At 69.3% G+C, this 12,188-nt stretch carries 12 protein-coding genes; 3 read left to right on the top strand and 9 right to left on the bottom strand.

Annotated features, from left to right (window positions below; all coding sequences use genetic code 11):
• Positions 1–307: 307 nt before the first annotated feature.
• Positions 308–574 carry a glutaredoxin family protein gene (locus C6Y14_RS34495; protein ID WP_107020824.1) on the bottom strand — a complete coding sequence of 89 codons (267 nt, stop codon included), beginning with the start codon at positions 572–574 and terminating at the stop codon, positions 308–310.
• Positions 575–1,000: 426 nt separating this feature from the next.
• On the opposite strand from C6Y14_RS34495, the gene C6Y14_RS34490 reads away from it, so the two are divergent.
• The 3 genes from C6Y14_RS34490 to C6Y14_RS34480 all read left to right on the top strand — a co-directional run bounded on the left by C6Y14_RS34490 (position 1,001) and on the right by C6Y14_RS34480 (position 4,564).
• Complete coding sequence (locus tag C6Y14_RS34490) at positions 1,001–1,933, top strand: HAD family hydrolase (RefSeq protein WP_107020823.1); 933 nt, start codon at positions 1,001–1,003, stop codon at positions 1,931–1,933.
• A gap of 302 nt (positions 1,934–2,235) precedes the next feature.
• Complete coding sequence (locus tag C6Y14_RS34485) at positions 2,236–3,012, top strand: ECF subfamily RNA polymerase sigma factor, BldN family (RefSeq protein ID WP_107020822.1); 777 nt, start codon at positions 2,236–2,238, stop codon at positions 3,010–3,012.
• A 316-nt stretch (positions 3,013–3,328) separates the two neighbouring features.
• Positions 3,329–4,564 (top strand): DUF5667 domain-containing protein, encoded by a 1,236-nt coding sequence (locus C6Y14_RS34480; protein WP_107020821.1) that lies wholly within the window; start codon positions 3,329–3,331, stop codon positions 4,562–4,564.
• Positions 4,565–4,673: 109 nt separating this feature from the next.
• Here C6Y14_RS34480 and C6Y14_RS34475 read toward each other — a convergent pair whose 3' ends face one another.
• From C6Y14_RS34475 to C6Y14_RS34440, 8 genes are all read right to left on the bottom strand, one after another.
• Positions 4,674–5,759, bottom strand: a complete 1,086-nt coding sequence (locus C6Y14_RS34475; RefSeq protein WP_107020820.1) for a lysophospholipid acyltransferase family protein — start codon at positions 5,757–5,759, stop codon at positions 4,674–4,676.
• Between the two features lie 25 nt (positions 5,760–5,784).
• Positions 5,785–6,846, bottom strand: a complete 1,062-nt coding sequence (locus tag C6Y14_RS34470; protein WP_107020819.1) for an NAD-dependent epimerase/dehydratase family protein — start codon at positions 6,844–6,846, stop codon at positions 5,785–5,787.
• Positions 6,847–7,185: 339 nt separating this feature from the next.
• On the bottom strand, positions 7,186–7,284 hold the full coding sequence (locus C6Y14_RS34465; protein WP_003948845.1) for a 30S ribosomal protein bS22: 99 nt from the start codon (positions 7,282–7,284) through the stop codon (positions 7,186–7,188).
• A gap of 165 nt (positions 7,285–7,449) precedes the next feature.
• Positions 7,450–7,659, bottom strand: a complete 210-nt coding sequence (locus C6Y14_RS34460) for a helix-turn-helix domain-containing protein (protein ID WP_093781815.1) — start codon at positions 7,657–7,659, stop codon at positions 7,450–7,452.
• A 129-nt stretch (positions 7,660–7,788) separates the two neighbouring features.
• Positions 7,789–8,604 (bottom strand): phosphatase, encoded by an 816-nt coding sequence (locus C6Y14_RS34455; protein WP_107020818.1) that lies wholly within the window; start codon positions 8,602–8,604, stop codon positions 7,789–7,791.
• 332 nt (positions 8,605–8,936) lie between these two features.
• A complete protein-coding gene (locus C6Y14_RS34450) occupies positions 8,937–10,109 on the bottom strand; it encodes an acetoin utilization protein AcuC (protein ID WP_107020817.1) in 1,173 nt (390 codons plus the stop codon).
• Positions 10,060–11,310, bottom strand: a complete 1,251-nt coding sequence (locus C6Y14_RS34445) for an MFS transporter (RefSeq protein WP_107020816.1) — start codon at positions 11,308–11,310, stop codon at positions 10,060–10,062. The genes C6Y14_RS34450 and C6Y14_RS34445 overlap by 50 nt, the downstream gene beginning before the upstream one ends.
• An 80-nt stretch (positions 11,311–11,390) precedes the next feature.
• The gene (locus C6Y14_RS34440) at positions 11,391–12,038 is read right to left on the bottom strand and encodes an HAD family hydrolase (RefSeq protein ID WP_107020815.1); all 648 of its coding nucleotides are present in this window, start codon (positions 12,036–12,038) and stop codon (positions 11,391–11,393) included.
• Between the last annotated feature and the right edge of the window lie 150 nt (positions 12,039–12,188).

The raw sequence follows: 12,188 nt of genomic DNA, 5'->3' as shown, positions 1-12,188 counted from the left end.
CTTCAGGCGGTCACACGTCCCTGGACCGCCCCGTCGAATGCAGGCTATGTCTTTGTGAACGCGTGCACAAAGATGGTGTCCGATTTGCCCGGCCAACGTGACCGGGGTCACGCACCCCCGGCGCACCCGTACGGAACCGGCGCACACGCACCTTCGTTCCTCACATCTTGGGGGCAAAACCGCACACTCTCCTCTACGATCCCCGCCCCCGAGTCCGAATCGCCCTCGATCCTAAGTGACATTCCGGCCCCGCCGGACTGCTCAGTCAGGCCACGGTCCGATTACTCCTGCGCCCCACCGGCCTCCCCTACGCCGTGAGCGCCCGCCGCAGCCGGCCCTCGTCGACCCGCCAGAAGGTGTGCTGCGCCCCGTCCACCAGCACCACCGGGATCTGCTCCCAGTACTCCCGGTGCAGTTCGGCGTCCTCGGTGATGTCCTTCTTCTCCCAGCGCACGCCGAGCTCACCGCAGACCTTCTCCACAACACCCTGTGCGTCTTCACACAAATGGCAGCCGGGCTTCCCGATCAACGTAACGACCCGCTCCGCCCGCCCACGCCGAAAAATAGACCTCATCCCCCCATTCTCCCGCGCGGAGGCCGTAGGTCGGGTGCGGGTGAGCGGGGGCTGATCGCGCAGTTCCCCGCGCCCCTAAAAACAGGGACCCGGCGGACAGCCCTGTTTCAGGGGCGCGGGGAACGGCGCAGTCTTTCGTCTTCAGGGGCGCGGGGAACGGCGCAATCTTTCGTCCGCAGGGGCGCGGGGAACGGCGCGATCTTTCGTCCTCAGGGGCGCGGGGAACGGCGCAATCTTTTAGGGGCGCGGGGAACTGCGCAGTCCCGTGGGCCCACCCCCACCGAACCCGCACCCGACGAACACCCCCCGGCGAAGCCCAGGAGCGGCCCCCAGGGCCAAGCTCCGCAACAACAACGCCGCAAAGAGTTCACCGCATCCAAACCTCCCGACTCCAGCCGCCCCGAACAAACTGGCTATGCTCACGCCATGGCCGCTCTCGGATGGCTCACCCCCCGTAGGCGCTCCGCGACAGCGCGAAGCGTGCTGGCAGGCGAAGCCTCGGCTGAGGCAGCGCGCAAGACCTCCCAGGAACTGGAAGAGCTCACAGCCGCGCCAGGAACCGCCGAACCGGACTTCCCGGTGCACGGCGACGACCAGGCCGCCGCGTTCTTCGACCTGGACAACACCGTGATGCAGGGCGCCGCGATCTTCCACTTCGGCCGCGGCCTGTACAAGCGCAAGTTCTTCGAGTCCCGCGACCTCTACCGGTTCGCCTGGCAGCAGGCCTGGTTCCGGCTGGCCGGCGTCGAGGACCCCGAGCACATGCAGGACGCCCGCGACTCCGCCCTGTCCATCGTGAAGGGCCACCGCGTCGCCGAACTCATGTCGATCGGCGAGGAGATCTACGACGAGTACATGGCCGAGCGCATCTGGCCCGGCACCCGTGCCCTGGCCCAGGCGCACCTGGACGCGGGTCAGAAGGTGTGGCTCGTCACGGCCGCCCCCGTGGAGATCGCCACGGTGATCGCCCGCCGCCTCGGCCTGACCGGCGCCCTCGGCACGGTCGCGGAATCGGTGGACGGCGTATACACCGGCAAGCTCGTCGGCGAACCCCTGCACGGCCCCGCGAAGGCGGAGGCGGTCCGCGCCCTGGCCGCCGCGGAGGGCCTGGACCTCGGCCGCTGCGCCGCGTACAGCGACTCCCACAACGACATCCCGATGCTGTCGCTGGTCGGGCACCCGTACGCGATCAACCCGGACGCCAAGCTCCGCAAGCACGCCCGCACGCTCGACTGGCGGCTGCGCGACTACCGCACGGGCCGCAAGGCCGCGAAGGTCGGCATCCCCGCGGCCGCGGGGGTGGGCGCGGTCGCCGGTGGCACCGCGGCGGCCATCGCCCTGCACCGCCGCCGCCGCTAGGGCGCCCCGGCACCCCGGCGCCTCTTCAAGGCACGCCCGTCACGTTGACGGCACCCGGCCACAACACGCCCCGGACTCAGACGGAACGCGAACCGAATCGATCAACAACCGGTCACTATCCGGCACTTGATCAGGCGCCATTCGGTTACAGAAGCGACGTAATCGATGATTTGAGCAACTGGGTGTAGCACTGCCTGTACGAAGCGTTATTCTCCTCAGACGCATAACGGACCCCACTCTTCGCTACGACGAGTGAAAGGTCCGGTACTGCACGTGATGGAAGCTCTGCCTCTGGGAGTCCCGTGTACCCACACGTCGGGGTTGACGCCTCGGGCCTGGCTACGCTGCGCGCAACGGTCCTCGACCGCTTGCGCGGCTTCGTCCCCACCGCGTACGCCGTCCCCGCCCTCGCTGTCTCCGTCGCGCCCGTCGGCCCGTGCTACGCACTGGCCGAGGGAAGCGCGGCGGTCGGCAGACGAGGACGTTCGAGCGCGCCAGCCACCCCCGCACGCCGCCCGGCCGCAGACAGTGACAGCGCCCGGATGATGGATCTCGTGGAGCGCGCACAGGCTGGTGAGGCCGAGGCCTTCGGCCGGCTCTACGACCAGTACAGCGACACTGTGTACCGCTACATCTACTACCGCGTCGGCGGAAAGGCGACCGCGGAAGACCTGACGAGCGAGACGTTCCTGCGCGCACTGCGCCGCATCGGCACGTTCACCTGGCAGGGCCGTGACTTCGGCGCCTGGCTGGTCACCATCGCCCGCAACCTCGTCGCGGACCACTTCAAGTCGAGCCGTTTCCGGCTCGAAGTGACCACCGGCGAGATGCTCGACGCCAACGAGGTCGAGCGCTCACCCGAGGACTCCGTCCTGGAGTCCCTCTCGAACGCGGCACTGCTGGACGCCGTCCGCCGCCTCAACCCCCAGCAGCAGGAGTGCGTGACCCTGCGGTTCCTCCAGGGCCTTTCGGTCGCCGAGACCGCCCGTGTCATGGGCAAGAACGAGGGCGCGATCAAGACCCTCCAGTACCGGGCGGTGCGCACGCTGGCACGGCTCCTCCCGGAAGACGCCCGCTGAGACCCCGTACCCCCGCAGGCTCGACGCCACGCGGCCGGCCCGCCGGACCGGCACCGGTACGGCCCGGGTACGACCTCGTATGAATCCATACGCTCAGCGACGTCCAACTCACCCTCCGTGAAAGTCTGTTGACTTCACGGTCCGATCATCCGTCGTCCGTAACCCAAGTGCCGAGCCGCTCGTTGTGCGGGATACAGGCTCCCTGTGGTCACACCCTGGCCGTCTTCGATCACTCGATCGAGTTGTCGTGGTCAGGGGGTGTGACCCTCAGGACCCCCTGGGGAGCCGACCGTCATGACGAGAGGAGGTGCCGCCAGTGATCGCGAACGTATCGGCGCACCGGCGGACGAACGCCTTCGCCCAGGCCCTGGAGGACCACTCCGACAGGGATACGGCGGCCGAGCAGTCCGAAGGACCTGCTCCGGCTGTCGCGGACCGGTCCGAGCAGAGCCGGATGCTGTCCCTGGCGACCGGCCTCGGCGAGCTGCCCAAACCCCAGATGGACCCCGAGGTCAAGGTCGTCCAGAGGGCCCAGCTGGTGGCCGCCATGGAGGCCATGCTGCTGGAGGGCACGGCCGCGGGAGGCGATGCGACGGGCCTTCCGGTCCCCGAGCAACGGTCCCACCGGGGCAGGGGCGCGCACAGGGCGACCGGACTGGGGAAACTGCGGCCCCGTTCCCGGCTGTCGAAGGGGCTCGCCGCGGGCGGACTCACCGTGGGTGTGGCCGCCGGAGCCTTCAGCGGGGTCGCCGCTGCCAGCTCCGACGCCCTGCCCGGTGACTCGCTCTACGGGCTCAAGCGCGGAATGGAGGACCTCAAGCTGGGCATGGCCGACGGCAGCAGCGACCGCGGCGAGCTCTATCTCGACCAGGCCTCCACCCGGCTGAGCGAGGCGCGTCGCCTGATGGAGCGCGGTCGCTCGGGCCCCCTGGACCACGAGTCCCTGGGCGAGATCAGGCGCGCGCTGTTCGGTATGCAGCACGACGCCGGCGAGGGCCACCGTCTGCTGCACGAGGCCTACGAGCGGGACCCGGACTCCCTGGGCCCCATCCAGGCGCTCTCGGCCTTCTCGCAGTCGCACCGCGACGCCTGGGGTGCCCTCCGCGACCGGCTGCCCGTCCAGCTCGGCGATGTCAGCCGCCAGGTCAGCTCGGTCTTCGACGCCATAGACGAAGAGGTCGAGCCGCTGCGCGCGCTGCTTCCGCAGCCGCCCGCTCCGGAGGGCACCGGCCGCCACCGGGGCCCGAGTTCCGACTCCCCCGGCTCCTCGGGGTCGGACCGCTCGGTCCCGCCCAGCGCCTCGGGCCGCGACTCGTCCGACGGCACCGGTTCCGGGACGGGCAGCGGCAAGCCGAAGCCGTCCACGTCCAAGACGGAGGACGACGGTCTGCTCGGCGGCAACACCGGCGGCCTCCTCGACCCGCCGGAGGACGACACCAGCGCCTCCCCGTCAGGCAAGGACACTCCCGCCCCCGAGCCGGATGTGACCCTGCCGCCCCTCCTCCCGGGCCTGCTCCCGGGCCTGGGCATCGACAGCGAGGACGCGGACTAGCTCCCGTCGGTACGCAGGTGGGGGCGCCCCTTTCCACAAGGGGCGCCCCCATCCGCGTACGCACTCGTCGTCAGCCGCGGGAACCAGCGTCAGCCGTGGGAACCAGCGGTCAGAAGAACACCGAACGGCGCTGCACCAGCAGCTTGTAGAGCGTGTGCTGGATCTGTTCCCTGACCTGGTCCGTCAGGTTGAACATCAGCATCGGGTCCTCGGCCGCCTCCGGCGGATAACCGTCCGTGCGGATCGGCTCGCCGAACTGGATCGTCCACTTGGTCGGCAGCGGCACGGCGCCCAGCGGACCCAGCCACGGGAACGTCGGCGTGATCGGGAAGTACGGGAACCCGAGCAGCCGCGCGAGGGTCTTCGCGTTGCCGATCATCGGATAGATCTCCTCCGCGCCCACGATGGAGCACGGAATGATCGGCGTGCCCTGGCGCAGCGCCGTCGACACGAACCCGCCGCGGCCGAAGCGCTGCAGCTTGTAGCGCTCACTGAACGGCTTGCCGATGCCCTTGAAACCCTCCGGCATCACACCGACCAGTTCGCCGCGCTGCAGCAGCCGTTCGGCGTCCTCCGCGCACGCGAGGGTGTGGCCGGCCTTGCGGGCCAGCTCGTTGACCACGGGCAGCATGAACACCAGGTCGGCCGCGAGCAGCCGCAGATGCCGGTTGTCGGGATGGTTGTCGTGGACGGCGACCTGCATCATCAGGCCGTCCAGCGGCAGCGTCCCGGAGTGGTTGGCGACGATCAGCGCCCCGCCCTCGGACGGGATGTTCTCGATGCCCTTCACCTCGACGCGGAAGTACTTCTCGTAGAGGGGGCGCACCATCGACATCAGGACCTGCTCGGTGAGCTCCTGGTCGTAACCGAAGTCGTCGACCTCGTAGTCACCGGTCAGGCGCCGCCGCAGGAACGACAGACCGCCGGCGATCCGCCGCTCCCAGCCGTCGTCCCGCGGCTTCTCCACAGCGGCCGCCCCGGCCGCCGTTTCAGCAGGCGATCCAGCCGCCGGTTCCTCACGCGTCACAGGAACATCATCCTGCGGAATCGTTCGTGCGGGCAGGGGCTGGACCTCGTGAACCGCCGTGGGCTCGCCCTTGCGCCTGCTCCCCGCGCCCCGGCGCCGCGCGGGCCGTTGTACGGCACTCCCGCGGGACCGGTCGTCGTCGAACGGAATGACCTTGGCGTCCGCCATCGTTGATGCGCTCCTCGGTTGGCGCTCAGTTGGCGCTCTGCGTCGGGGGGTGGCCACCGCCCAGTGCGGGCAGTGCGGCGATCCGGTCGACGGCCCCCGCGAGGGCCTCGGGCGGCAGCAGTCCGGGGCCCCGGCTGCGGGCGAAGTCCGCGAACGTCTCCGCCGTCGTGAACTTCGGCCGGTAGCCGAGCGTCTCGCGCATCTGGTTCGTCGCCACGACCCGGCCGTGGGTGAGCAGCCTCAGCTGCTCGGGCGAGAAGTCCGTCATGCCCACCGTACGCAGTGCCGAGCCCACCCAGCTGATCGCGGGCATCAGCAACGGGACCGTGGGCCGGCCGAGCCTGCGCGCGCACTGCGAGAGCAGCAGGACGCCGTCGCCGGTGATGTTGAACGTGCCGCTGTTGAGCGTGCCCCGCTCCGGCTCGTGCGAGGCGATCCGCAGTACGTCGATCACGTCGTCCTCGTGCACGAACTGCAGCCGCGGATCGTAGCCGAGCACGGTCGGCAGCACCGGCAGCGAGAAGTACGCGGCGAGCGGGGTGTCCGCGCCCGGTCCGAGGATGTTGGCGAACCGCAGCACGCACACGGCGACGTCGGGCCGGCGCCGCGCGAACCCCCGCACATACCCCTCGACCTCGACCGTGTCCTTCGCGAAGCCGCCGCTGGGCAGCGACTTGGGCGGGGTCGTCTCGGTGAAGACGGCCGGATCGCGGGGCGCCGACCCATAGACGTTCGTACTGGACTTCACGACCAGCCGCTTGACCGTCGGCGACTTCTGGCAGGCACCGAGCAGCTGCATGGTGCCGATGACGTTGGTCTCCTTGACCGTGGCCCGGCTGCCGCTGCCCAGCGGGGTGCCCGTCACGTCCATGTGCACGACCGTGTCCACGGAGTGCTCGGCCAGCAGCCTGGCGATGGTGGGCTGCCTTATGTCGGCGCGTACGAAATCCGCTCCGCCCAGGTGGTGCTCGGGCGCGACCGCGTCCACGGCGACCACCCGGTCCACCTCGGGGTCACGCTGGATCCGTCGTACGAACCGGCCCCCCAGCTGACGGGCCACTCCGGTCACGAGCACGACCTTCCCCAAGATCAGCGCCTTCCTTCCAGCCGTCGACGACACCTGCTCGTACTCTGCCGTGTTCCCCGTGACGGTCACGTTAGCGGGTCGGTGTTGCGCTGTGATGACTGCCCGATGCACGAAGTGACCGCACCCCGGGACATACGATCAGACCAAGCCATTCACCGCACGGAACGTACGCCCAGACATACGCACGGCGTTCGTATCACCGGACATACAGGCCCTCACCGGGCCCTCCGGCGCACACGACTGTGGCCCCCCACCGACAGGTGAGGGGCCACAGAGCGCACTGTCGCGGCGTCGCCCACGCCCCGCTCACGCGTGGTGGGCGACCGCCGCAGGCCGCGACTACTTCTTGTTGCGTCGCTGAACGCGAGTGCGCTTGAGCAGCTTGCGGTGCTTCTTCTTGGCCATCCGCTTACGCCGCTTCTTGATAACAGAGCCCACGACTACCCTCGCTCACTTCTCTTTACTCGTTGCTGGGCTGCATGGGCCCACACGACTTATGAGGGGCCAGCCTACCCGCCTGAGCGCCAGAGGTTGTAATCGAGGGGTTCCGGGCGAAATCCCGGGGACGCGATCAAGCACCCCGGGACCTCTCCCGGACCGCCGTCAGGCTGTCTCCACCCCCACGTAGGACTCGCGAAGGTACTCGTGAACCGCTTGCTCCGGGACGCGGAAGGACCTCCCCACCCGGATCGCGGGCAGATGACCGCTGTGCACCAAGCGGTACACGGTCATCTTCGACACTCGCATCACCGAGGCGACTTCCGCCACGGTAAGGAACTGAACCTCGTTCAGAGGCCTCTCGCCAGCAGCCATGACACACCTGAACCTTCCGCACTCGACGGTCGCCGGCTTCCCCTTCCGGTGACACTTCGTCGTTGCGTGCTCACTCCCCAGAGTAGGGGCGGGTGATGCGAGTGGGGAAGAGGAGCCCCCATCGGCGGCCTACTGTGACAGACACGCTCGATTGAGTACATAGCGAGTAAGCGGTCGGTAGTAATCAGACCGCACAGCGTCATCAAGTGGAACGACGACGGACACCCGCCCCTCTGCCTCGCCGACGAACAGCGCGGGATCATCGGTGTCACCCAGGCCGATGGCCTCGAACCCCAGCTGACCTGCCCCGCAGACCCACCCGTGGTCCCCCACCACGAGTTCGGGAAGCGGCCCGCCGGCCTCCGCCGCGGCGGCCAGGGCGCTGCGAACCGGGAGGGGTGAGTGTGTGTGCGCGCCGGTCTCGTGACCGGCACCTCGCACCCCGGGTTCCCGCACCAGCGCGACTCCCCGTACGTAGTCAAGGTTGTACGTGCGTAGACCGAACCGGGTCGTTATGTCGACACAGCTACCATGCGCGGGGGTGAGGACGGTACACCCGGCCGCCGACAGAGCGTCCGCGAGAGCGGCGTAGAAGCCGAGCAGACGGTGCGGATGTCCGGTGCCGAGCAGCACCGGGGAACGGTTCCGCGCGGCTTCCGCAAGGCGCTCCGCGAAGGCGTCGAGCGCCACGAGGGTGCGATCGGGATCGATCACATCGGGGCCGGAGGTATGCCGTGAATCTGCCGATACGCCACACTTATCTGCCATCAGAGCGATCAGATCGGGCTGCTTCCAGTCCCCTTCAGGATCGAGTCCGATCGTCACCCGCGGGTCCCGGGCGGCGAACAGCCGATAACTCCTGAGGCTCGCCTCCCGCGAGGTCGCCACGGTCCCGGCCAGCCTCACCGCCAGCAGATGCGCCCGCAACGCCCCGGTACTCACCACCCCCCGATGCTCCCGCAGGCACCACGAGCCCGCGCCCAAAACAGCCCGACAACCCCACAGTTGGCGTAACTGCCGCGCCGGATTTCGGCTGCGGGCCGGTGGGGGCGGGCCGCGCAGTTCCCCGCGCCCCTGAAGAAACGCGGGCTGCGCCCCGCCTTCCTTCCTCAACCCGCCCACCGTGCACTCTTTCAGCCCGTCCGGCGTGTGCTCTTTCAACCCGCTCGCCGTGCGCCCTTTCAGCCCGTCCGGCGTTTGAGGACGAGGGGGGCGAGGGGGCGCAGCCCCCATGTGTGGACGGGAACGGGTAGGGGCGGCGGGGGCGACAAAAGGCCCTAGGCCAACAACCCCCGCAGGGGAAACGCCGCCCGCCGAGCGGCCAACACGGCCTGATCCAACCGATCCGCAGGGTCGTACCCCGCTTCCCACCCCACGAACGACACGGGCCACCGCCCATCAGTCATCCGCACAGGCCCCAACTGCCGCGTACGAGCGAACACTTCCGCCCGCCAACTCTCAGGAATGACGGAGGACGGCTCCACCTCCCGCCCCGCCGCGATCGCGACGAGATGCGTCCAGGACCGCGGCACCACATCCACCACCGCATACCCACCCCCACCGAGCGCCACCCACCGCCCCTCCGCGTACTCGTGTGCCAGCTCATGACACGCCACCTGCACGGCCCGCTGCGCGTCCAGCGACACGGCCAGATGCGCGAGCGGATCCTCGAAGTGCGTATCGGCCCCGTGCTGGGTGACGAGCACCTGCGGCCGGAAGTCCGCGATCAGCTCGGGCACCACGGAGTGGAAGGCCCGCAGCCACCCCGCGTCCCCGGTCCCGGCCGGCAGCGCCACGTTCACGGCGGATCCCTCGGCGCCCGCGGCCCCGGTCTCCTCGGGCCACCCCGTCTGCGGGAACAGCGTGCGCGGATGCTCGTGCAGCGACACGGTCAGCACCCGCGGGTCCTCCCAGAACGCCGCCTGCACACCGTCCCCGTGGTGCACGTCCACATCCACGTACGCGACCCGCTCGGCCCCCAGCTCCAGCAGCCGGGCGATGGCCAGTGAGGCGTCGTTGTAGATGCAGAACCCGGACGCGCCCCCGGGCATCGCGTGGTGCAGCCCGCCCGCGAAGTTCACCGCGTGCAGCGCGTCACCCCGCCACACGGCCTCGGCGGCACCCACTGATTGCCCGGCGATCAGGGCGGACACCTCGTGCATACCGGCGAACGCGGGATCGTCCATGGTCCCGAGCCCGTACGCCGCGTCGGCCGCCCGGGGATCCACGGAGGCGGCCTTGACCGCCTCGACGTAGTCCTCTCTGTGCACCAGCCGCAGGGTGGAGTCACCGGCGGGCTTGGCCGCGACGACATCCACCTCCCGGTCGAGTCCGAAGGCGTCGACCAGGCGCCGGGTCAGCGCCAGCCGGACCGGATCCATCGGATGATCCGGACCGAAGTCATAGCCCGTTACTGCCTCGTCCCACATCAGCTGTGCGCGGCCGCTCATGCCCGTCACCGTATCGGGAAGGTCCAGAAGCGAACGACCGGGCGTAGAACAGTGTCACGAGTACCAACGCCATCGGTACGAGCATCGCGCCCCGATAGCTCCACGCATCGCCCAGAGCACCCACCAGGGGCGAACCGATCAGGAACCCCACATAGTTGAAGATGTTCAGTCGTGCCACGGCCGCGTCCGCCGCCCCGGGGAACAGCCTGCCGGCCGCCGCGAAGGTCTGCGGCACGATCACACACAGTCCGAACCCGACAAGGGTGAAGCCGAGCATCCCGACCCAGGCGCCCGGCGCCACCGCCACGACCGCGAAGCCGGCCGCCGCGACGACCGCTCCGACCCGCACTACCGCCACGGCCCCGAACCGCCGCACCCCGAGGTCCCCCACGGCCCGTCCGAGCAGTGTGGTGACCATGTAGACGTTGTACGGAACGGTCGCCAGCTGCTCCGAGCTGCCGAGCACGTCCTGCAGATACTTGGCGCTCCAGTTGGAGACGGTCGAGTCGCCGATGTAGGCGATGGCCATCACCAGACACAGCGGCAGCAGCAGTTTGAACCCCACACCCGTACCACTGGCCCCACCGGCTCCGCCGCCCACGCTGTCCGCCGCCTGGGCCTCCTTGGAACCGCTGTTGGGCCCGCTCCCGTCGACGTACCAGCGGCTCCCCACCAACGCGGCGGGCACCAGCACCAGTACGACGGGCAGATACGACACGAACAGCGCCAGATCCCAGTGCGCCCCCGCCCACGCGAGCGAGGCTCCGACGATCCCCCCGAGGCTGTACGCGGCATGGAACCCGAGCATGATGCTGCGTCCGTAGGTGTGCTGGAGGCTCACGCCGAGCATGTTCATGGACGCGTCGAGCGCTCCGACGGCGAGTCCGAACGCGGCGAGAGCCAGCCCCAGCTCCCACAGCCCGTCGCCGGCCCCGACCCCCAGCAGCGCGAGCAGCACGACCGGCTGCGACCACCGCAGTACGTGACTCGGCGGCACCCTCTTCACCAGGTGCTCGGTGCAGACGCTCCCGGCCCCGGCGAGGATCGGTACGGCGGCGAGGAAGGCGGGCAGCAGCCCGTCGGACACGCCGTACCGGTCCTGGATCGCCGGGATACGCGTCACGAGGAGCGCAAAGGCGACGCCCTGGGCGAAGAAGCTGAACGCCAAGGAAGCCCGGCCACGACGCAGCACATCTGTCATGGCGGCTCAGCGTAGAGCTCAGGCTTACTCGTGGGTAGAGAAACCAGAAGATGAATTATGCTCAGCTTCTGCCCGGGGGCTCAGCTCTGGAGAAGTCCCAGAAGCTCGCCCATCTCGCCGAAGAGCCGGTCGGCGTCCGCCAGCCGCTCGGCCGGCGTCATCGCCGTGAAGCCGTACACGTCCATCCCGGCCGCGCGGGCCGCCTGTACTCCGAGCGGGCTGTCCTCGACGACAAGGCACTTGTCCGGGGCCACTCCCATCCGCTCGGCCGCGTACAGGAACAGGTCCGGTGCCGGTTTCCCTCGCCCGACATCCTGCGAGCTGAAGACGCGCCCGCCGCCGAACCACCGGTCGAGCCCGGTCTTCCGGTGCCCGACCCTGATCCGCTCATGGCTCCCGGACGACGCCACACAGTACGGAACCCCGTCCGCGGTCAGCTTCTCCAGGACCTCCTCGACCCCCGGGACCGCCTCCAGCTCCCGCTCGAACGCGGCGAACACCCGCCGATGAAAGACGTCGTCGAAATCGGCGGGCAACCGCTCCCCGGTCCGCTCCTCGACCAGGTCGTGTACGCGATGCATGGCGGCCCCCATGTAGTCGCGCAGGGAGTCCTCGTACGAGGTGGGGTGCCCGAGTTCGGTGAGGTACCCGGCGAGCAGGGTGTTGGAGAGGGGCTCGCTGTCCACGAGGACACCGTCGTTGTCGAAGATCACCAGGTCGTAGCGCATACCTACAGACCCTAAGCGTCTCGGAAAGCCCACCGCCTGCGCCTGTATGGGCCGGAACGCAAAAAAGCCCCCACACCGAAGTGCGGGGGCTTTTCCGTAATATTAGTTCGGCGGCGTCCTACTCTCCCACAGGGTCCCCCCTGCAGTACC

This window comes from Streptomyces dioscori (genome assembly GCF_003024195.1).
Classification (GTDB): domain Bacteria; phylum Actinomycetota; class Actinomycetes; order Streptomycetales; family Streptomycetaceae; genus Streptomyces; species Streptomyces dioscori.
The sequence above is the reverse complement of the archived record's forward strand: the minus strand, read 5'-3'. Positions and strand labels throughout refer to the sequence as shown.

What these genes read in the sequence shown, in the direction of transcription:
- C6Y14_RS34495 (WP_107020824.1), bottom strand. Translation starts at nt 574, where the DNA reads ATGAGGTCTATTTTTCGGCGTGGGCGGGCGGAGCGGGTCGTTACGTTG.
- C6Y14_RS34490 (WP_107020823.1), top strand. Translation starts at nt 1,001, where the DNA reads ATGGCCGCTCTCGGATGGCTCACCCCCCGTAGGCGCTCCGCGACAGCG.
- C6Y14_RS34475 (WP_107020820.1), bottom strand. Translation starts at nt 5,759, where the DNA reads ATGGCGGACGCCAAGGTCATTCCGTTCGACGACGACCGGTCCCGCGGG.
- C6Y14_RS34460 (WP_093781815.1), bottom strand. Translation starts at nt 7,659, where the DNA reads ATGGCTGCTGGCGAGAGGCCTCTGAACGAGGTTCAGTTCCTTACCGTG.
- C6Y14_RS34450 (WP_107020817.1), bottom strand. Translation starts at nt 10,109, where the DNA reads ATGAGCGGCCGCGCACAGCTGATGTGGGACGAGGCAGTAACGGGCTAT.
- C6Y14_RS34445 (WP_107020816.1), bottom strand. Translation starts at nt 11,310, where the DNA reads ATGACAGATGTGCTGCGTCGTGGCCGGGCTTCCTTGGCGTTCAGCTTC.
- C6Y14_RS34440 (WP_107020815.1), bottom strand. Translation starts at nt 12,038, where the DNA reads ATGCGCTACGACCTGGTGATCTTCGACAACGACGGTGTCCTCGTGGAC.